The organism is Kitasatospora sp. HPM-01-4 (assembly GCF_051374625.1).
Taxonomy (GTDB): domain Bacteria; phylum Actinomycetota; class Actinomycetes; order Streptomycetales; family Streptomycetaceae; genus Kitasatospora.
In genome coordinates this window covers 3,782,433-3,801,970 of sequence record NZ_JBPQGP010000005.1, presented here as the reverse complement: position 1 = coordinate 3,801,970, position 19,538 = coordinate 3,782,433, and the positions used below count along the sequence as shown (strand labels likewise).

Annotated in this window: 17 protein-coding genes and 1 tRNA gene; 9 read left to right on the top strand and 9 right to left on the bottom strand. The window is 72.4% G+C overall.

The genetic code is table 11. The features are described from left to right. Positions 1–2: 2 nt before the first annotated feature. The 4 genes from ACSMTC_RS16290 (at position 3) to ACSMTC_RS16275 (ending at position 4,984) form a co-directional block, all read left to right on the top strand. Positions 3–395 (top strand): PPOX class F420-dependent oxidoreductase, encoded by a 393-nt coding sequence (locus ACSMTC_RS16290; protein ID WP_436560413.1) that lies wholly within the window; start codon positions 3–5, stop codon positions 393–395. A 96-nt stretch (positions 396–491) separates the two neighbouring features. Next, positions 492–1,886 (top strand): cysteine--tRNA ligase, encoded by a 1,395-nt coding sequence (gene cysS, locus ACSMTC_RS16285; RefSeq protein WP_436560412.1) that lies wholly within the window; start codon positions 492–494, stop codon positions 1,884–1,886. 156 nt (positions 1,887–2,042) lie between these two features. Next, complete coding sequence (gene rlmB, locus ACSMTC_RS16280; RefSeq protein WP_436560411.1) at positions 2,043–3,035, top strand: 23S rRNA (guanosine(2251)-2'-O)-methyltransferase RlmB; 993 nt, start codon at positions 2,043–2,045, stop codon at positions 3,033–3,035. A gap of 152 nt (positions 3,036–3,187) precedes the next feature. Next, complete coding sequence (locus ACSMTC_RS16275; protein WP_436560410.1) at positions 3,188–4,984, top strand: DoxX family membrane protein; 1,797 nt, start codon at positions 3,188–3,190, stop codon at positions 4,982–4,984. A 208-nt stretch (positions 4,985–5,192) separates the two neighbouring features. Here the strand turns inward: ACSMTC_RS16275 and ACSMTC_RS16270 are convergent, their stop codons facing one another. From ACSMTC_RS16270 to ACSMTC_RS16260, 3 genes are all read right to left on the bottom strand, one after another. After that, entirely contained in the window at positions 5,193–5,939 is a 747-nt protein-coding gene (locus ACSMTC_RS16270) for a nucleotidyltransferase family protein (protein ID WP_436560409.1), read from the bottom strand. A gap of 101 nt (positions 5,940–6,040) precedes the next feature. Further along, positions 6,041–6,478, bottom strand: coding sequence for a peptidylprolyl isomerase (locus ACSMTC_RS16265; RefSeq protein ID WP_436560408.1), 438 nt, complete (start codon positions 6,476–6,478; stop codon positions 6,041–6,043). A 259-nt stretch (positions 6,479–6,737) separates the two neighbouring features. Beyond that, positions 6,738–7,829, bottom strand: a complete 1,092-nt coding sequence (locus ACSMTC_RS16260; protein WP_436560407.1) for an ABC transporter ATP-binding protein — start codon at positions 7,827–7,829, stop codon at positions 6,738–6,740. 298 nt (positions 7,830–8,127) lie between these two features. Here ACSMTC_RS16260 and ACSMTC_RS16255 point away from each other — a divergent pair. Further along, positions 8,128–8,201 (top strand) — tRNA-Thr (locus ACSMTC_RS16255). Positions 8,202–8,299: 98 nt separating this feature from the next. Here the strand turns inward: ACSMTC_RS16255 and ACSMTC_RS16250 are convergent. From ACSMTC_RS16250 to ACSMTC_RS16240, 3 genes are all read right to left on the bottom strand, one after another. Further along, on the bottom strand, positions 8,300–9,268 hold the full coding sequence (locus ACSMTC_RS16250; RefSeq protein ID WP_436560406.1) for a nuclease-related domain-containing protein: 969 nt from the start codon (positions 9,266–9,268) through the stop codon (positions 8,300–8,302). 146 nt (positions 9,269–9,414) lie between these two features. Beyond that, positions 9,415–11,775: an ABC transporter permease gene (locus ACSMTC_RS16245; protein WP_436564703.1), complete on the bottom strand. Its 2,361-nt coding sequence runs from the start codon at positions 11,773–11,775 to the stop codon at positions 9,415–9,417. A 71-nt stretch (positions 11,776–11,846) separates the two neighbouring features. Continuing rightward, the gene (locus ACSMTC_RS16240) at positions 11,847–12,539 is read right to left on the bottom strand and encodes an ABC transporter ATP-binding protein (protein WP_436560405.1); all 693 of its coding nucleotides are present in this window, start codon (positions 12,537–12,539) and stop codon (positions 11,847–11,849) included. Positions 12,540–12,852: 313 nt separating this feature from the next. Between ACSMTC_RS16240 and ACSMTC_RS16235 the strand changes: the two genes are divergently transcribed. Further along, positions 12,853–13,977, top strand: a complete 1,125-nt coding sequence (locus ACSMTC_RS16235; protein WP_436560404.1) for a sensor histidine kinase — start codon at positions 12,853–12,855, stop codon at positions 13,975–13,977. Beyond that, positions 13,974–14,660, top strand: coding sequence for a response regulator (locus ACSMTC_RS16230; protein ID WP_436560403.1), 687 nt, complete (start codon positions 13,974–13,976; stop codon positions 14,658–14,660). The genes ACSMTC_RS16235 and ACSMTC_RS16230 overlap by 4 nt, the downstream gene beginning before the upstream one ends. 88 nt (positions 14,661–14,748) lie before the next feature. On the opposite strand, the gene ACSMTC_RS16225 is transcribed toward ACSMTC_RS16230, so the two are convergent. Beyond that, entirely contained in the window at positions 14,749–15,954 is a 1,206-nt protein-coding gene (locus ACSMTC_RS16225; protein ID WP_436560402.1) for a 4-hydroxybenzoate 3-monooxygenase, read from the bottom strand. Between the two features lie 222 nt (positions 15,955–16,176). On the opposite strand from ACSMTC_RS16225, the gene ACSMTC_RS16220 reads away from it, so the two are divergent. Next, positions 16,177–17,403, top strand: a complete 1,227-nt coding sequence (locus tag ACSMTC_RS16220; protein WP_436560401.1) for an FAD-dependent oxidoreductase — start codon at positions 16,177–16,179, stop codon at positions 17,401–17,403. Between the two features lie 61 nt (positions 17,404–17,464). Here the strand turns inward: ACSMTC_RS16220 and ACSMTC_RS16215 are convergent, their stop codons facing one another. Together ACSMTC_RS16215 and ACSMTC_RS16210 are read right to left on the bottom strand one after the other, a co-directional pair. Continuing rightward, positions 17,465–18,088, bottom strand: coding sequence for a TetR/AcrR family transcriptional regulator (locus ACSMTC_RS16215; protein WP_436560400.1), 624 nt, complete (start codon positions 18,086–18,088; stop codon positions 17,465–17,467). A 208-nt stretch (positions 18,089–18,296) separates the two neighbouring features. After that, positions 18,297–18,833 carry a DUF6197 family protein gene (locus ACSMTC_RS16210; protein WP_436560399.1) on the bottom strand — a complete coding sequence of 179 codons (537 nt, stop codon included), beginning with the start codon at positions 18,831–18,833 and terminating at the stop codon, positions 18,297–18,299. 208 nt (positions 18,834–19,041) lie between these two features. Between ACSMTC_RS16210 and ACSMTC_RS16205 the strand changes: the two genes are divergently transcribed. Continuing rightward, entirely contained in the window at positions 19,042–19,275 is a 234-nt protein-coding gene (locus ACSMTC_RS16205) for a hypothetical protein (protein ID WP_436560398.1), read from the top strand. The last annotated feature ends 263 nt before the right edge of the window (positions 19,276–19,538 follow it).

Here is a 19,538-nt window from a genome sequence, read left to right as displayed (position 1 = left end):
ACATGGCCGCAGAACTCCCCGACCAGGCGAAGTCGCTGATCGACGGCAAGAGCTTCGCCGTGGTGACCACCCTGCTGCCCGACGGCAGCCCGCAGTCGTCCGTCGTCTGGGTGAAGCGGGACGGCGACGACGTGCTGTTCTCCACCGTCGAGGGCCGCCGGAAGCACCGCAACCTGCTCAGGGACCCGCGGGTCTCGGTCGTGATCAACCCGCCCGAGCAGCCCTACACCTACCTCGAGCTGCGCGGCGAGGCCAGTCTGAGCAGCGAGGGCGCCCGGGAGCTGATCAACGAGCTGGCCCGCAAGTACATGGGCAAGGACTACGACATGGACAGCCCCGAGGACGTCCGGGTGGTGGTCCGGATCAAGCCCCACAAGGTGGTCGGCCACTTCTGAACCGAGGGGCCTGCGGGCGCGTACCTGATCGAGAAGTGGTCGCCTGGGCGGGGAAAGGTGGCGGGGCACCCCCCGCCGCCCACTACGCTTGACGCTGTGAGCCTTCGCCTGTACGACACCAGCACCCGCCAGGTACGCGACTTCGTCCCGCTTGTACCGGGCTGTGTCTCGATGTACCTGTGTGGAGCGACCGTCCAGGCGGCGCCGCACATCGGACACATCCGGTCCAACCTCAACTTCGACGTGCTGCGCCGGTGGTTCACCTACCGGGGCTACCAGGTCACCTTCGTCCGCAACGTCACGGACATCGACGACAAGGTGATCAAGAAGGAACGCGAGCTCGGCACCCCGTGGTTCGAGATCGCGTACACCAACGAGCGTGCCTTCAACGAGGGTTACACGGCACTGGGCTGCCTGCCCCCCTCGGTCGAGCCCCGGGCCACCGGCCACGTCCCCGAGATGATCGAGATGATGCGCAAGCTCATCGCGAAGGGGCACGCGTACGAGGCGGAGGGCAACGTCTACTTCGCGGTCGGCACCTTCCCCCAGTACCTCGGGCTGTCCAACCAGCGGCTGGAGAACCTGCTGCAGCCCGAGAGCGAGGGCGAGACCGGCAAGCGCGACCCGCGCGACTTCGCGATGTGGAAGGCGGCGAAGCCGGGTGAGCCCAGCTGGGACACCCCGTGGGGCCGCGGGCGCCCGGGCTGGCACCTGGAGTGCTCCGCCATGGCGCACAAGTACCTGGGCAAGGCCTTCGACATCCACGGCGGCGGGCTCGACCTGATCTTCCCGCACCATGAGAACGAGATCGCCCAGTCCCGCGCCTTCGGCGACGACTTCGCCAACTTCTGGGTGCACAACGCCTGGGTCACCATGAGCGGCGAGAAGATGAGCAAGTCGCTCGGCAACTCGGTGCTGGTCTCCGAGATGGTCCAGCGCTGGCGGCCGATCGTGCTGCGCTACTACCTGGCCGCTCCGCACTACCGCTCGATGATCGAGTACAGCGAGGAGTCGATCAGCGAGGCGGAGACCGGCTTCGCCAGGATCGAGGGCTTCATCGAGCGCGCGGTCGAGCGCTGCGGCCTGGTGGACGCCGCGCCCGAGGTGCCGCTGGCCTTCGCCGAGGCGATGGACGACGACCTCGGGGTGCCGCAGGCGCTCGCGGTCGTCCACACCGCCGTCCGACAGGGCAACAGCGCGCTCACCGCGGACGACAAGGAGAGCGCGATGGCGCGTCTCGCCGAGGTCCGTGCGATGCTCGGAGTGCTGGGTCTCGACCCGCTCGACGAGCACTGGGCCGGGACCGACCGGGGCGACGACCTCCACGGTGTGGTCGACTCGCTGGTCCGGCTGGTGCTGGAGCAGCGGCAGGCGGCCCGCGCCCGCAAGGATTTCGGGACGGCGGACGCCATCCGCGACCAGCTCTCGCAGGCGGGCCTCACCATCGAGGACACCCCGTCCGGCCCGCGCTGGATGATCAACAACCAGTAACCCCTCCGACGCCGGAGGGGTGAGGGTGGGCCGTACCGGACCGGTGCGGCCCTCCCTCCTTGTCCGGCAGCGGACCGGGAGGGGCCCACATGACGCAGAGCATGCCGCAGACGGTAATCGGCCGTCCGGCATGACGGACAGACAGGAAGTACAGCCATGGCCGGCAACAGCCAGCGCAGGAACCGCCGCAACCCCGGATCCAAGAAGGGCGCGAGTGTCGGGACCGGCGGCCACAGCCGGAAGTCGCTCCAGGGCAAGGGCCCGACCCCGCCCGGTGAGGCACGCAAGGGCCACCCCAAGCAGCGCGCCGCCAACGCCGCGCTGAAGCGCGAGCGGGACGCCAAGGCGCGCGCTGGCATGCGCCGCGCCGGAGCCGGCGGGCGGGGCGGCCGCGGCGGCGCGGGCGCGGCCGAGCTGGTGGTCGGCCGCAACTCGGTGGTCGAGGCGCTGCAGGGCGGCGTCCCGGCCAACGCGCTGTACGTGATGCAGTTCATCGACACGGACGACCGCGTCCGCGACGCCTTCCAGGCCGCCAACGAGCGTGGCGTCCCGCTGATGGAGGCCCCGCGTGCGCAGCTGGACCAGATGACCGGCGGGCTGAACCACCAGGGCCTGGTGCTCCAGGTCCCGCCGTACGAGTACGCGCACCCCGAGGACCTGCTGGACGGGGCCGCCGAGGTCGGCCAGGACGCGCTGATCATGGCGCTGGACGGGGTCACCGACTCCCGTAACCTCGGCGCCGTGGTCCGCTCCGCCGCCGCCTTCGGCGCGCACGGCGTGGTCATCCCCGAGCGCCGGGCCGCCGGTATGACGGCGGGCGCCTGGAAGACCTCCTCGGGCGCGGCGGCGCGGCTGCCCGTCGCCCGGGCCACCAACCTCACCCGGGCCCTGGAGGCGTACCAGAAGGCCGGCCTGATGGTCGTCGGCCTGGCCGCCGACGGCGAGGCCGAGATCGGGGACCTGGACGCGCTCACCGGCCCGGTCGTGATCGTCGCGGGCAGCGAGGGCCGTGGCCTGTCCCGGCTGGTCTCCGAGACCTGCGACATCCGGGTGCGGATCCCGATGCCGGGCGAGACCGAGTCGCTGAACGCCGGTGTCGCGGCGGGCATCGTGCTGTACGAGGCCGCCCGGCTGCGCGCCAAGCGCTGACCCGCGGGGCCGGTTTCCCCGCCGGCGACTTTTGTGACCGTCAACCGATCGGGCCTGACCGGGCCCGATCGGTTTGCGCATGATCACTTCAAGCGCCGCCAGGAATCCACTCGCGAGAGTGTCCTAAACGGCCGTCACCCGGTTAGACGGGTGTGGACACCAGAACACCTCGGCGCCCGAGGCAGGGCGGCACGGCTGGGATAGACGACGAGCCCAGCCTCAACACGGTCAAGGTGCCGTCCGACCCGGCCCGGCTGAGCAGCACCCAGGCCAGCTTCCGAGTTCGGCTCACCGCCCCGGTGGCCTCGCTGATCGACGGCCCGGCCGGGGCGGCGTTCGGCGACCCGTACGGCATGCAGAGCCTCGGCGGCAGGTCGCAGGTCACCCCGCACGTGGTCGCGGACGGTTCGGCGTTCGCGGCGGCGCTGGCGGGTGTCGGGGCGGCCGGGTCGGTCGGTTCGGTCGGTTCGGTCGGTTCGTCGGCGCGGCGCAAGGGCCGGGTCACCGCCGTCACCTGGACCGGGCAGGCCGCGCCGGGCGACCCGGCGGCGAGCCAGCTGCTGGAGGCCGTCCGCCTCAACACCGTGCCCGCCCCGGCGGCCGCGCCCGGCGGCGGTTCGGGCTCGCTCGGGCTGGAGGACACCCAGCGGCTGGAGCCGTTCCCGCAGACCGGTCCGTACTCGGACCCGTACGGGCAGACCGAGCAGTACGGGCAGGCCGTGCCCAGGCAGCCGGGCTCGCCGGAGGGCGGCGGCCGCGGCCGTGCGGGCGGCTCCTACGGGGGCTCCGCGCCGGTCCCCGGCATGCGGATGCGGCCCCCGTGGACGCCCGGCGGCGAGCTGCCCGAGGCCGGCTACCCGGTCGGCGGGGAGAACAGGCACGCCTGGTACCCCGGCCGGAAGGTCGACCTCGGCCTGGTACTGCTGCCGCTGCGCGTGCTGCTCGGCTCGCTCTCGGTCTACGCCGGGTTCAGCAAGCTCTGCGACCCGGTGTACTTCGACGGCGGCCAGCGCGGCTCGATGATGCGCTGGCTCGGCTCGCTGCACCCCTGGAAGGTCGCGCAGCCGCTGCTCGACTTCGCCATGGCGCACCCCGTCGGCTCCGGCCTGGGCGTGGCGTTCACCGAGGTCGTGGTGGGTGTCCTGTCGATCCTCGGCCTCTGGCAGCGGCTCGCGGCCGGGGCCGCGATGCTGCTCTCCGCCGCCCTGCTCTTCACCGTCAGCTGGCGGGCCGTGCCGGTCTACGACGCACCCGACCTGATCTTCCTGGCGGCCTGGAGCCCGCTGCTGATCGCCGGAGCCCCGTTCGGCTCGCTCGACGGCCGGATCGCGCTGGAGGCGTGGCGCCGGTACGGCTCCGACGACCCGGCCGCGCTGCGCCGCCGGATCCTGCGCCGGGGCGCGGTGGTCACCACCCTGGTGATCGGGACGACCCTGCTGGCCGGCTCCACGCTGGGCGCCGCGGTGCGCACCGGTGGCAGGCCCGGCCCCGGCCCGGCCAAGCCGCCGGCCGACTACGGCACGCCGGTGTGGCCCGCCAACGGCCCGACCGCGGTGCCCGTGCCCCCGGTGGTACCGGCGCCCGTGCCCCACTCGGCGCCCTCGGCCTCGCAGTCCCCGTCGTCCACGCCCTCCGCCACGACCGCCTCCCCGTCCGCCTCCGCGAGCAGGAGCGGCAAGGCGCACACCGCCAAGCCGGACCGGAGCTCGACCGGATCCGGCGAGGGTTCCGGCACCGGTACGGGGTCCGCTACCGGCAGTGGCGCGGGTGGCCGCAGCGGGAGCTCGCCCGGATCGGGCTCCGGCACGGGCCGGGCCACCCCGAAGCCGGGCTCCTCGGGTGGAGGCCTGCTCGGCGGTGTCCTGGGCAGCGCTCCGCTCCCCGCGCTCGGTATGAACGGCGGTCACCACGTGGGCGGCGCCGGCCAGCCGGGAGGCACCGTCGTCTGACCGTACGGCTTCTCCCGGCGACGGCTGCCGGGCCTCCTCCACTCGGAGGGGCCCGGCAGCCGTCGTCTGCCCCCGCTCGGGCCGTGGCACTCAGGGGCGGCGGGTCCGCGGGCCTGTGCGGCGGATCACCGGTGGGTTGCCCGCGCAGCGGACGGTCGGGGGCTTGCGGCATCGGGCGCTTGCGGTTCGGAAGCGGCCGCTCCTGCGGTCAGGCGCCGGAGGCGATCTCCCTGGCGGCCTCGCTGAGGTCCTTCGCGGTGTCGATGGCCCGCCAGCAGCAGCCCTGCGGCAGCTGGTAGCCCGCCAGCCGCCTGTCGCGGGCGAGCTGCGGGAAGGTGGTGCGCTCGTGGTCGCCGACGTCCGGGAGCAGCTCGTGGAACTCCGGACCGAAGACGTACACCCCGGCGTTGATCAGGAACGGGGACGGCGGAGCCTCGATGAAGTCCAGCACATTGCCGAACCGGTCGGTCTCCACGGCGCCCCACGGGATGCGCGGCCGGGCCAGCGCGAGGGTGGCGACGGCGTCGCGCTCATGGTGGAAGGCGGCCATGTCGCGGAGGCTGAAGCGGGTCCAGACGTCGCCGTTGGCGGCGTACCAGGGCTCGTCCGGACGGGGCAGCGCCTTCGAGGCGTACTTCAGACCGCCGCCCCGGCCGAGCGGTTCGGCCTCCACGACCGTACTGACGTTCAGCGGCAGGTCGGCCTGGTCCAGCCACTCCTGGAGCACTCCGGCCAGGTGCCCGCAGGAGATCACCGCGTCGGTGACGCCCTCGGCGGCCAGCCAGGCCAGCTGGTGCCCGACGATCGGCATCCCGGTACCGGGGATCTCGACCAGCGGCTTGGGCCGGTCGTCGGTGTAGGGCCGCAGCCGCGAGCCCTGACCGCCGGCCAGGATGACGGCCTGGGTCACGGTCGGAGGGACGGCGAGTGGTGCGGTGGGGGACACGGCGGTCATGGTGAGAACGATAAGGTCCCCGGCTCGGTCCGTGGAGGGGCGGCGGGGCCGTGCCGGCAGCCGCCGGGTCAGCCGGTACGGCCCCGCCGCCGGTCAGGCGGTCAGCCGACCACACCCGCCGCGAAGGAGCCGTCGCAGACCGGACGCGCGAAGGAACGGGCCCGCTGGACGTCACCCTGGTACTTGCGGACGGCGGCGCGCCCGAGGTCCGCGGCGAGGTTGCTGCAGTACGGGGTGAGGGCGGGCTTCTCGCGCATGGTGCGTTCCAGCAGGTCGAGCGCGGTGCCCGGGTTGTGGTTGCGCAGCTCGTCCATCAGGTCGGCGCGGAGGGCGTCCTGAGGGGAGAGCCCCTCGGTGCCGGTGGCCGTGGTGGTGCGGCCGATGGTGCCGTCGCCGCTGGACGCCGCGACCACCTGCTGGTCGAGCCTGGTCGGCTGGGCCCATGGGACATGGGTCACCGCGAGGGTCCCGGTGGTCACCAGGATCACGGGCAGGGTGAGGGCGACGGTCTGGCCGATACGGCGCACGAGCTGTTTCACGCTCAGGAGAGTAGCGCTGAGTGGGCTATGGATCGCACTCCGTTACACCATCGAGTGAGTCGTGTCCTGGTTCGTCCGCTCGGCGCGTTGACGCGAAGGGCAGCGCGAGGCGCGGAGGCGGGGCGCGAACGCGTCGGACGGGGCGCGAACGCGTCGGACGGTGCGCGGGGCGTAGGGCGTTGTGCGCGGTGGGGGTGGGGCGCGGGCCCAAAGCACGGGCCCCCGGCGGACACCGTCCGCCGGGGGCCCGTCCGGTCGCTCAGGAGCTCAGGCGCTCGCCCGTGCTGCTGGAGAAGACGTGCGCCTCGCCGCCGGTCGGGACCACGTGGATGGTCTCGCCCTTCTGCGGGACCTGGCGGCCGTGCACCCGCACGACGATGTCCTTGTCCTCGCCGCCGATCTTGGTGGTGCCGTAGACGAAGCCGTCCGCGCCGAGCTCCTCGACCACGTTGACGGTGACCGCGACGCCTTCGATGCCGCCCGAGGGGACGATCTCGAAGTGCTCCGGCCGGATGCCGACGGTCACGGTCTTGTCGCTGCCCGCGCCGGCCAGGTCCTCGCGCGAGATGTTGACGACCGAGCCGCCGAACTTCACACCGCCGTCCACCAGCGGGACCTCGACCAGGTTCATCGCCGGGGAGCCGATGAAGCCGGCGACGAAGACGTTGGAGGGCCTGTCGTACATCGCCCGGGGGGTGTCGACCTGCTGCAGCAGGCCGTCCTTGAGCACGGCGACCCGGTCGCCCATGGTCATGGCCTCGGTCTGGTCGTGCGTCACGTACACCGTGGTGATGCCCAGTCGGCGCTGGAGGCCGGCGATCTGGGTGCGGGTGGAGACGCGCAGCTTGGCGTCCAGGTTGGACAGCGGCTCGTCCATCAGGAAGACCTGCGGCTCGCGGACGATCGCGCGGCCCATCGCGACGCGCTGGCGCTGGCCGCCGGAGAGCGCCTTCGGCTTGCGGTCCAGGTACTGGGTGAGGTCGAGGATCTTCGCGGCCTCCTCGACCTTGGTGCGGATCTCGGCCTTGTTGACACCCGCGATCTTCAGCGCGAAGCCCATGTTGTCGGCGACGGTCATGTGCGGGTACAGCGCGTAGTTCTGGAACACCATCGCGATGTCCCGGTCCTTCGGCGGAAGGTGGGTCACGTCCCGGTCGCCGATCCGGATGGCGCCGCCGTTGACGTCCTCCAGGCCCGCCAGCATCCGCAGGCTGGTCGACTTGCCGCAGCCGGACGGGCCGACCAGGACGAGGAACTCGCCGTCCTCGATGTGCAGGTCCAGCGCGTCGACGGCCGGCTTGGTCCCGCCCGGGTAGAGGCGGGTCGCCTTGTCGTACGTCACAGAAGCCATGACTGTGCTCTCCTTCACCGGCAGGAACGTGCCGGACGATCCGAGTAAAGGGTTGGGTTGTCCTGTCGCCACCCCGCCGCCAGTGGTCTGAACCACTGCGCGGGAGCCGACTTCCGGCGACGCTACCCGCCGGTTCACCCCCCTGTCAGCCCCCCACAGCACCCGATTTCGGCATCGATCCGATCACAACCGGGACAGCCCGGTCATACCGGGCACCTTGATATCCGCCGCCACCACGGGCCCCCGTCCCGGTAGACTGCCCCTGGTGCCGCCGTGGTCAACCGCGGACGGCCACCACGCCTCCTTAGCTCAGCTGGCCAGAGCACCGCTCTTGTAAAGCGGGGGTCGTCGGTTCGAACCCGACAGGGGGCTCTCTGCTTGCAGTGCCACGGCACGTACGAAGGGCCGGCTCACGAGGGTGATCCTCGGGGGCTGGCCCTTCGCCGTTGTCGGGGTGCTGGTCGGGCGGGCTACCGGGACTTTTTGCCGTGCCCGCCCAGCTGGCTCCAGACATGGCGGTGGCGGGCGATCGTGAAGATCCGGTCCACCCTGTTCGGTGGGAACTCCCCCTGGTGGGCCGCCAGGACCGAGGCGATCTGTTCGCCGTCGACGACCTCCACGGCGGGGGTGGCGCCATAGGTGATCTTCTGGGCTCCCACCACGGCGATCACCGGGTGCACCGGGACCTCGAAGCCGCACCACTCGGTCAGCAGCCTGGCGGTGCGGCGCGCTTCGAACTCCGAGTTCTCCAGGTACGGGAAGCCGTTCCGGTTGACCTTCACGATCTTGTCGCCCACCCACACCGTGGCGCCGGGGTGGTGTTTCGAGTTGACCGTGAAGACGCCCGGCGGGCCGATCACCACGTGGTCGATGTCCGACCCGGACGGCAGCGGGATCCCGTGCAGCACCCTCCAGCCGACGGCCTTCAACGGCTCCAGACGGGCGCCGACGAGCTGCTCGCCCTCAAGGCCCCGGAGAGTGGCCATGTCCGCGAGGCGCTGCCGGGAGACCCTGGCCGCCAGGCGTACCAGCAGGCTGTACCGCTCCTCGCCTTCGCGGACCAGGCTCTCCAGGCCGGCACCGGGCAGGTTCCGCGCCAGATCGTCCTCGTCCGGCATGGGCGGCAGGAACGGCACGCTCACCTGCGGCTGCGGCTGCGGCTGCGGCTGCGGCTGCGGCTGCGAGGCGGAGGGCTTCGTTCTCGACCGAGCACCCTCCTCGCGGCGCCGCACGGTCCGGGGCGGGACGGTGTTCCCGGAAGACCGGCACCACTCCTCGATCCGGGCCAGCGCGACGGCTTCGAACTCGGGGATGTCGATGGTGACCACTCCGGACAGGCAGTCGAGCCACGCGACGGAGTCGCCGCGGACGCCGGGCTTGTTCACGTACAGCCGCCACTTGCCCGGCACCCGCCATGGTTTGACCGTCAGCTCCTCCACGCGGCCCCCTCCAGCGCACCTCCCCTGATACGAGGTCAGCATGCCCAGGCGCCGGCGGGCAGGAACGTGACGGCCGGGCATCCGCCGCAGCTGGTGGGGGAGGGGGCGCGGGGAGGGAGCGTGTCCCGCGGCCGGCCGGGATGCGGCTACTCGGTGCGCAGGGCGGTCGCGGTGCGGGTGCGGGCGGCCCAGCCCGCCGGGAGCAGGGCACCGAGGACGGCGATGAGCGGGCCGCCGAGGGCGAGGGCGAGGAGTTCGGGGTCGGGGTAGACGTCGAGGGCCGGCGCGGGGAAGCGGAGACCGGCGCTGCGGGCCATGGCGGGAACGGTGACGTGGTGGAGGGCGAGGCCGAGCGGAAGGCCGATGGCGCCGCCGGCCAGGCCGATCACGGTGACTGACGAGAGGACCATGGAGATGGTCTGGCGGGGTGTCATGCCGAGGGCCTTGCCGATGCCGATGTCGCGGACGCGTTCGCGGGTCTGGAGCACCACCGAGTTGAGGATGCCGAGGCATGCGACGGAGACCAGCAGCAGCGTGAGGACGCCGGTCAGTGTGTCGAGGGCGAGGATCACGTCGCTGGACCCCTGGGCCCGGCCGCTCTCGGCAGAGCCGCCGAGCGGTGCCAGTGCGGTGTCGAGCCTGCGGATGAAGTCGGCGGCGTCGGTGCCGGGCTTCAGCTTGAGGTAGTAGCTCGCGGGGTGCGGGTCCGACTTCGCGCCGGTGAGCGTCGCGGTGTCGAGCTTCGCGCCGTCGAGCGTCGCGGTGTCGGTGAGGAGCTCATCGGTCTGCGTGTGGGGGTCGAAGACCTCGCCGACGATCCGGACCGGGACCGTCTTGCCGCGGGCGTTCACTGTGACGGTGTCGCCGATCCGGGCACCGGCCGCGGTCAGGAAGGTGGCCGGGGCGACGGCCTCGCCCGGGTGGTGGAACCAGGTTCCCGAGACCATCCGGTAGCCGGCCCAGGACGCGTCGCCCGTGAAGGCGAAGATCGTGGTGGCTCCGGACACCCCGGCGACGGTCACATCGGTGTCGGTGACGGCGTAGTACTTCTCCACGCCCGGTCGGGCGTTGACGACCGCGGTGATCGCGGCGGGGTCGATCACGGCGGGGTCGATCACGGCAGGGCCGGTCGCAGGCGTCCCGGTCGGCTGTCCGGGGTGTGCGGGGCCGGGCGCTGGGCCGTACGCGTGGACGACGACGTCGGCGGTGCCGTGGTTCTTGGCGGCCTGTACCCAGTCCAGTGTGGAGCCCATGCCGACGGCGAACGTGGTGGAGGCGGTGCCGAACACGACCGCCGCGACCATGGCGGCCGCGCGGGCGGGGCGGGCGAAGGCGTGGGCCAGGCCGAGGCCGACCGGCCGGGGCAGGTGGAGCCGGGCCGTCAGCCGGGCGGCGCGACGGCCCCGGCCGGGCCGTGGGGTCCGGCCGACGGCGAGCGCGTCGACGGTGCGCAGCCGTCCGGCCCTCAGCGCCGCCGCCCAGGCCGTGACGGTGACGACGCCGAGAGCTCCCGCGATCACGGAGAGGTCGACCCAGGGGGCGACGCCCGATGTCGTCGTGCCGTACACCTCAGCGGTCACCGACAGCACCGGGACGGAGAGGGCGTTGCCCGCGACGGCTCCGAGCGCCACGCCGACCACTGCCGGGATCAGGGCCTGCCCCATGTACGAGCGCACGATCCGGGCAGGGGTGAAGCCGAGGGCCTTGAGGATGCCGATCCGCCGCGTCCCCGCGCCTACCGCGCCGGCGACGACGTTGCCCACGACCAGTACCGACATGAGCAGGCCGAGCAGGCCGAAAGCGATCAGGAACGGCACGAACAAGGCGGTGTTGTGGTCACTGCCCTGTCTGGTGACGAGCCAGGACTGCGAGCCGAGCAGGGCGCCCGCAGGGGTGGCGGTCCTCACCGCGGCGCGGTCGTCCGCGAGTTGTGCGGTGGTGTCCGCCGCGGTGAAGCGGTAGAGCATCTGGTAGCCGGCGCCCGTGCCGTCGGGTGGTGTGAGCGAGGTGATCTGGGACGGTGCGACCCAGGCGTCGGCGGTCCGGCTGACCGACCGGGCGAAGCCGACCACGGACAGCGCCGGATCACCGGGCAGGCCGGGGAACCGCAGGACCGTGCCGAGCCGCCCGCCCGGGATCTCGTAGCCGGTGGACAGCACGACCTGGCCGGGGCCGGACGCCCAGGCCCCCTGGACCAGCGTGACGTCGTCGACGGGTCCGCCCGGATCGGCGCGGCCGACGACCGTCATGGGGGACAGGTGCACGTCGGCGGGGAGACCGGCTTCGGGGCCGCCGTGCGGGTCGACCGTCGTGGTCCGGAACGGTCCGGAGGCCGCGGTGACCCCGGCCGCGTGCGCGGACTTCGAGAGCTGCTCGGCGGTGGTCCTGGCGGCGTCGAACTGCGCGGTGAGGTGGGCGCCGTGCTGCCCGGCGAAGGCCCGGTCGAAGGGGGCTTCGGACGCCGCCAGCAGCGATCCGCCGAGTACGGACGCGGTCACCGCCGTCATCGTGGCCAGACCGGTGACAAGTGTCCGGGTCCTTTGGCGGCGCACGCCGGACCGCACCACCCTGCCGAGGCTCACCGGGTCGCCTCCATCGGGAGGTCGGCGGCGATCCGGCCGTCGACGATCCTGACCGTGCGGGTCGCGCAGGCCCTGGCCAGCGTCAGATCGTGGGTGACCGTCACGATGGTCTGGCCGTCGTCCCGGAGGTCGTTGAACAGTGCCTTGACCTCCTCGCCGGAGGCGGAGTCCAGCGCCCCGGTCGGCTCGTCGGCGAGCAGCAGCGGCGGACGGTTCATCAGTGCCCGTGCCACCGCGACGCGTTGGCGCTCGCCACCGGAGAGGCGTCCCGGGTAGGCCTGGGCGTGCTGGGCGATTCCGAGGGCTTCGAGCAGTTCCGCCGCCCGGTGACGTGCCCGTGTCCGTTCCGTCCCGCACAGTTCCGCGGGGAGTGTCACGTTGTCGGTCACCGTCAGGTCGTCGAGCAGGTTGAAGAACTGGAACACCATGCCGATCTTGGCTCGCCGGTAGCGTGCCGAGCCGGCCTCGCCCAGCCTGTCCACGCGCACGCCGTCCACCGTGACGGTCCCCGTGCTCGGCCGGTCCAGGCCGGCGACCAGGTTGAGCAGTGTGGACTTGCCGCTGCCGGACGGCCCCAGGATCGCCACCGACTCCCCCGGGTGCACGGTCAGCGAAACATCGTCCAGGGCCGCGGGCCCCGCTTCGAACCTGCGGCTGACGCCGCTCAGTTCGATCACCGGTGTGGTCATCGTCGTCTCCCTCGATCGCCCCGGCTGGGTGGTCCGAAGCTAGGGGCGGGCGCCGGAGAGGCACGTCGACCGGGCGAGGCATTTCCGGTACCGCGTCGGGACGATCCCCGCCGGTGTCATCCCTGCGATGTAGTCGAGGGGTGCACCCGGGGTGGCCACCAAGGGGATGTGAGGGGGCCGGGCCGTCCGCAAGAATGCCCTGGTGACGAATGTGCCGATGGGGGAGCGACTGCGAGAGGCCGCCGATAGGCTGACGCGCCGTTCCGGCGGCCCGCCGCGGATCTCCGTGCGTGGCGTGGTGTTCGATGCCGCGTTGGCACTGTGGCTTGTCATCGGCGGCGCGCACTACGCCACGGTCACGGAGCCCTTCGGGGCGGTCGACTGGTTCGGACCGCCCGTTCTCGTACCGCTCGCGGCGGTTCCCCTGGCCCTGCGCCGCCGGTTTCCGCTGGCGGTGCTCTGGACCGTGCTGGTGACGGCCCCCCTGATCGGGCACGACTCACCGGACATCGCCTACTACACGGGCATGATCTGCCTCGTCGCCGCCTACAGCGCCACGTCCTACGGCCCCTACCGGCTGCCGACGGTCCTGAGCCTGCCGGTGGCGGCCGTGGTGCTGGTGTTCCTGTTCACGGACGCGAAGCTGCCGAGCTTCCCGAACGGCACCGTCGCGCTCCTGGTTCTGATCCCGGTCCTCGCGGTGGCCCACGAGATGCACATGTGGAGGCGCCGGGTCGACGAGGGGCGGGCCAGGCTGTCGGCCCTGCAACGGGAGCAGGTCGAAGCGCTGAACCGTGCGGTGGAGCAGGAGCGTGCCCGGATCGCCCGCGAACTGCACGACGTGGTGACGCACAACGTCAGCGTGATGGTCATCCAGGCCGGTGCCGCCCGCAAGATCATGGACATCGCCCCCGACCAGGCCCGTGAGGCCCTCCTCGCGGTGGAGAACGGCGGCCGGGCCGCGATGGCCGAACTGCGGCAGGTCATGGGGCTGTTGATGATGGACGGCGACGGATCCGGCACGGTCGCGACGGAGGACCTCGCGCCGCAGCCGGGCCTGGACCGCCTGGGGGCTCTGATCGCAGGGGTGCGGGAGGCGGGGATGCCGGTCGAGTTGACCGTGACCGGGCAGCGGCGCCCGGTGCCGCCCGGAGTCGAACTCGCCGCCTACCGGGTGGTGCAGGAGGCGCTGACCAACACCGTGAAACACGCGGGCGGTGCGACCGCTGCGGTCACCGTCGAATACGCCGTCGACCAGCTGCGGGTGGAGATCGCCGACACGGGCGGCCTGCCGACCGCCTCCGCCGGCTCGGGCAACGGGCGCGGGCTGATCGGCCTGCGTGAGCGCCTCGCCGTCCACGGCGGGACCCTGCACACCGGACGCCGCCCGCGCGGCGGTTACCTCGTCAGAGCACTGATCCCGCTGGAGGCGGCATGACCGAGTCACTGCGCGTCGTGGTCGCCGACGACCAGGCGCTGGTGCGTACCGGCTTCAAGCTGATCCTGATGTCCGAGGGCATCGAGGTGGTGGCCGAGGCCGACAACGGCGCCGCGGCGGTGGAGGCGGTCCGGCGCACCCGGCCCGACGTGGTCCTGATGGACGTCCGGATGCCGGAGATGGACGGCCTGGAGGCCACCCGGAGGATCGTCACCGGTGACGCGGACGCTCCGCGCGTGATCATTCTGACCACTTTCGACCTCGACCAGTACGTCTACGCCGCGATCTCGGCCGGGGCCAGCGGCTTCCTGCTCAAGGACGTCAGCCCGGAGCATCTTGCCGCCGCCGTCCGTCTGGTGCGCGTCGGTGACGCGATGCTGGCCCCGGCCATCACCCGCCGTCTCGTCGAACGGTTCGCCCGCCCCGACCCGGTGGGCGCGTCGATCCATCGCGACCTGGCCGCGCTGACCCCGCGCGAACTGGAGGTCATGGGCCTGCTCGCCCGGGGCCTGAGCAATGCCGAACTCGCCGGCCGGCTCTTCCTGTCCGAAGCGACCGTCAAGACCCACGTCGCCCGAATCCTCGCCAAGCTCGGCCTCCGTGACCGCGCCCAGGTGGTCGTCGTCGCCTACGAGAGCGGTCTGGTCAGCCCCGGCGGGGACCACGCGAACGGTCCGGGGTGACACCGGGGCGGCGCGGCGTTCACCCGCCCCTCCTCGCCGAAGTCCCGGGTACGGGACGGGAGTCGGGCGGTGGCCCGTACGGGCGGGGTCAGTGCGCGGTGGGCCGGCCGGAGGAGCCCACGTAGCTGTCCGAGAACATCGTCGAGTACGCGGGGGAGTCCCGCAGCTGGGTCAGCCGGGACAGCTGCAGCCGGTGGAGGAAGGCGGAGTCGTCCTGCCCGGCGGCCGGGCTGTGCAGCAGGTGCAGCATCCAGTGCGAGAACTCCTGGGCCTGCCAGATCCGGGGCAGGCAGGCGGCGGAGTAGCCGTCCAGCGCGTGGGTTCCCGCGCCGCGGTAGTGGGCGAGCAGTCGGGTCGCCAGTTCCTCGGCGTCGGCGAGGGCCAGGTTCATGCCCTTGCCGCCTGCCGGGGTGATGATGTGCGCCGCGTCGCCGGCCAGGAAGAGCCGGCCGTACTGCATCGGCTCGACCACGAAGCTGCGCATGTCCAGGACGTTCTTCTCGGTGATCGGCCCTGGCGCGAGCTCGGCGTCCGTCATGCCGAGCCTGCGGTGGAGCGCGGACCAGATCCGCTGGTCGGGCCAGTTCTCCGGGTGGTCGCCGACCGGGCACTGGAGGTAGAAGCGGGTCACCGACGGGGTGCGGAGCATGTGGCCGGCGAACCCGTCCTCGTGCAGGGCGTAGATGATCTCGTCGCCGGCCGGCGGGGTCTCGGCCAGGAGGGCGAGCCAGCCGAACTCGTGCTGCTTCTCGTAGGCGCGCAGGCGGCCCGCGGGCACCGCCTGGCGTGAGGCGCCGTAGAAGCCGTCGCAGCCCGCGACGAAGTCGCACTCCAGCTCCAGCGGCTCCGCGTCGCCGTCCGGCTGGCAGCGCAGGACGGGCCGGTCGCCGTCCAGGCCGTCCAGGGCCACGGCCGGGTGGGAGAAGAACAGCTGACCGCCGCCGGCGAGGTAGGCGGAGATGAGGTCGCGGACCAGGAACTGCTGCGGGTAGACGTGGTGTTCCCGGCCCCCGGTGAGGTCCCGGTAGCGGACCGAGAACCGTTCGCCCAGGTGGCGGAACTCGCAGCTGCCGTGCCGGGCGCCCTCGGCGAGCAGGCGGTCGGCGAGGCCGTGGTCGTTCAGGAACTCGACGGTCCGATGCTCGAGCACACCCGCCCTGGCGCGTGCCTCGACATAGGCGCGGGACTGGCGTTCCACCACGACGCAGTCGATGCCGGCCTGTTGCAGGACGTTCGCCAGGGCGAGACCGGCCGGGCCGGCGCCCACGATGGCCACCCGGGTACCAAGACGCACAGTTCCCCCACATCAATGGTGCGGGCGCCGAGGTTGTGACAGGCGCCCCGCCCAGAGCGTAGCCGTGGCGGAGGACCCACGACAGGTCGGCGCGGTCCGAACGGCCATGAGATGACGCTCACTCACATGCCGCCGTGCGCACCGGGTCGCGGTGCTAGTCTGACCGAGCGGTCAGTTAACTGACCGCTCGGTCAGATACTTCGCTGTGAGGGGAGCATGGACATGGAACGGACCACGTGCTGTGTGGTGGGCGGCGGACCGGCGGGGATGATGCTCGGGCTGCTGCTGGCCAGGGCCGGTGTCGAGGTCACCGTGCTGGAGAAGCACGGCGACTTCCTGCGGGACTTCCGGGGGGACACCATCCACCCCTCCACCCTGCGGCTGCTGGACGAGCTCGGGCTCGGCCGGGAGTTCGCCCGGCTCCCGGCCCGCAGGCTGGAGGAGATGCGGATGAACATCGGCGACCACACCGTCACCATGGCCGACTTCCGCTACATCCCCGGCCCGTACAAGTACATCGCGATGGTCCCGCAGTGGGACTTCCTCAACCTGCTCGCCGACGCGGCCGCCGAAGAGCCCTCCTTCACCCTGCGGATGCGGACGGCCTTCACCGGCCTGCGCATCGAGCGCGGCCGGGTGACGGGCGTTCACTGCGTCGACGGGGACGGGGTGCCCGGCGAGATCGCGGCCGACCTGGTGGTCGCCTGCGACGGGCGGGACTCACCGGTCCGCCGGGAGGCGGGGCTGCGCCCCGACTGGTTCGAGGTGCCGATGGACGTCTGGCAGGTGCGGGTGCCGGTCCGGCGGCCCGACAGCGCCAAGGAGGGACGGGTCTTCGGGCAGGTCCGCAACGGGCAGATCGCGGTCACCATGGACCGGGGCGACTACTACCAGACCTCGTACCTCATAGCCAAGGGCGGCGACGCCAAGCTGCGGGCCCAGGGCATCCAGTGGTTCCGCGACGAGCTGGCCGACCTGTTCGGCTGGGGGCGCGGGGTGACGGACGCGATCGGGTCCTGGGAGGACGTCAAGCTGCTGGAGGTGACGATGGGACGGCTTCCGCGCTGGTACCGGGACGGCCTGCTGTGCATCGGTGACGCCGCCCACACCATGTCCCCGGTCGGGGGTGTCGGGGTCAACCTCGCGGTCCAGGACGCCGTCGCCGCCGCCCGGATCCTCGCCGGCCCGCTGCGCCGGGGCACGGTCGGGCTCGCCGATCTGGCGCGGGTGCAGAAGCGGCGCTGGCTGCCGATGGCCTTCATCCAGAAGACGCAGCTGGGCGACCACAGGACGATGCACGGTCCCGCGCTCAACGGCACTCTCGACACCGAGCGCCTGCCGGTCCCGTTCCGCCTGATGCGACGGCTGCCCGCACTGCGCGGAGTGGCGGGCTACCTCGGCGGTATCGGCATCCGTCCCGAGCACGCCCCGGCCTTCGCCCGGCGGTAGCCTTCCCCGGCCGGGCGCACCTCCGCATCACCACCGGCGGCCGGTGCCGACCCGGAGCGTGTCAGTCGCGCCGCTGGACGGCGTTCAGTACGAAGGTCTCCAACTCGGCCGCGGCGGCGTCGAGATCGAGCTCCGGGTGCACCAGCCAGTGCGAGATGACGTTGTCGATCGCGCCGCCGATGGCCAGCGCGGTCACCTGGGGGTCGAACTCGCGCAGCCGGCCCGCACGTTGGCCGGCGGCGAGCAGGGCGGCCAGCTCCTGCCAGCGGCCGTGGGTGTCATGGGAGCCGGGCGTCTTCAGCCGCGTGCCGCCGTGGTCGTCCAGCAGCATCTCGGTGATCACCCGGACATGGCGCCGGTTGGCCTGCTGGTAGCCGATCATCGCCCGCAGGTAGGCGATCACGGCGTCGAGCGGATCGGACTTGGCCTCCACCCGCTCCCGGACGTACCCGGTGAACTGCTCGAAGACATGGTCGAGCGTCGCCCTGGTGACGTTGTCCTTGGAGGAGAAGTGGTACAGCACCGCCGACTTGGAGATGCCGGCCTCCTCGGCGATGGCCGAGAGCGAGGTCGCCGGGTAGCCGCGGGTGGAGATCAGGTCGATCGTGCACTCGATGATCTGGCGGCGGCGGGCCTCCTCGACGAAGGTCCGCGCCGCGGGGTCGGTGCTCCGGCGCGCGGCCATCGGCACTCCACCCCCTCACGTTCTCCCCGGTCCTGTGAACGACACCCGACCGTACACCGCGCGGGCGCGGGCTGGCGAAGCGGTGGTGTGAGGTCCCGCGGTGCGGGGGCGGCCTGCCCGGTGCTGCGGCAGCGCGCGGGCGGAGGACTCGTGCCGGCGGGAAGCCCGCGCGCGGGCAGGCGGTGACGGGCACCGGCCGGCCGCCCCGCTAGATGCCCAGGCCTGCCGCCCTGGTCGCGGCCCGGTCCAGCAGGCGGTGGACGTCGGCCTGGCGGGTGGTCGGGGCGTCGTTGTACTCGTCGGGGGAGACCACCGGGTGCCCGGCGGCACGCAGCACCTCCATCAGCTGGACGCGGCCGCGGCGGGCGTGCTCCGGTGCGCCGTAGCCGTGGGCGAGGACCGCCGCCTGGGCGCCGAGCAGGCAGACCCGCCCGGCGCCGTCCCACATCCCGCCCTGCAGCCAGCCGTGGCAGGTGATGTAGCGCGAGGTGAGCCGCAGGTGGTCGGCCACGCTGACCGGGACCGGGCGGGGCGGGCGGCGGACGACCCGGTCGAGCAGGGTCGTCCGGGGCAGCGGATGGCCGGCGTTCCACGGTTGGAGGACGCTCCCGTGGACGCAGACGTACGGGACGGCGGTGCGCGCGGGGACCGGCAGGGAGGCCAGGTACGCCTCGATCTCGGCGATCAGACCGGATTCCCCGGGGTCGAGCAGGAAGCGCTGAGGGGCTGGGGCGAGAAGGGGCACGACGGGCTCCAATGGGAGATTTTGTCCCTGTTTGCCCTTCTGTTGATAGCGCGGCGGTCGTTCCCGGCGCCGGAGGCGCGCACCGGATGCAGCCGTCGTGTCGGCGGCCGTACCGTGGACGGGGGTCCGGACGGGCCGGGTCCGTCCGACCGGGGGTCCCGGTGGACTGGGATCCGATCGGGCAGGGGGCCGACTGTAGGAGGGCGAGATGCCTGGTTCCATGACGATTGGCCACACCGACGCGCTGGTCATGCTCAGCCACGCCGACGCCGAGCGGCTGTCCGCCACGCTGCGGGAGATCGCGCAGCTGCTGGAGGTGCGGAGCCCCGACCGGCTCACCGACGCCCAGGTCTCCGCCCTGTGCCAGGGCCGGCTGCACCACCGCGAGGAGCTCGCCGGGTGGAGCCGGGGTGTCGCGGAGTACCTGAGGAACCACCTGTAGGAGCGCTCACGGGAGTGCCGGCGGGGTGCCGGCGGGCGGGTGTGCGCCGACGGCCGGGGCGGCGGCGAGGTTCGCGGCCCCGGCCGTTCGGATGCGACTGTTCGATCTTCCGTAGGCCTTCCCGGTGCGTTGACGTGCCGGGTTGCCGTCGATTCGATCAGGTGAGCGAGTCATTATCGATCGAATGAACTAGTCGTACTAATTTGGCACCTATTCCCGCCACTCGAAAGAGTGATTGCAGATCACTCCATTTGGGCTCAGCA

Coding starts and splice junctions, on each gene's coding strand:
- ACSMTC_RS16290 (WP_436560413.1), top strand. CDS start 3: ATGGCCGCAGAACTCCCCGACCAGGCGAAGTCGCTGATCGACGGCAAG.
- rlmB (WP_436560411.1), top strand. CDS start 2,043: ATGGCCGGCAACAGCCAGCGCAGGAACCGCCGCAACCCCGGATCCAAG.
- ACSMTC_RS16270 (WP_436560409.1), bottom strand. CDS start 5,939: ATGACCGCCGTGTCCCCCACCGCACCACTCGCCGTCCCTCCGACCGTG.
- ACSMTC_RS16260 (WP_436560407.1), bottom strand. CDS start 7,829: ATGGCTTCTGTGACGTACGACAAGGCGACCCGCCTCTACCCGGGCGGG.
- ACSMTC_RS16245 (WP_436564703.1), bottom strand. CDS start 11,775: ATGACGGCGGTGACCGCGTCCGTACTCGGCGGATCGCTGCTGGCGGCG.
- ACSMTC_RS16240 (WP_436560405.1), bottom strand. CDS start 12,539: ATGACCACACCGGTGATCGAACTGAGCGGCGTCAGCCGCAGGTTCGAA.
- ACSMTC_RS16230 (WP_436560403.1), top strand. CDS start 13,974: ATGACCGAGTCACTGCGCGTCGTGGTCGCCGACGACCAGGCGCTGGTG.
- ACSMTC_RS16220 (WP_436560401.1), top strand. CDS start 16,177: ATGGAACGGACCACGTGCTGTGTGGTGGGCGGCGGACCGGCGGGGATG.
- ACSMTC_RS16215 (WP_436560400.1), bottom strand. CDS start 18,088: ATGGCCGCGCGCCGGAGCACCGACCCCGCGGCGCGGACCTTCGTCGAG.
- ACSMTC_RS16205 (WP_436560398.1), top strand. CDS start 19,042: ATGCCTGGTTCCATGACGATTGGCCACACCGACGCGCTGGTCATGCTC.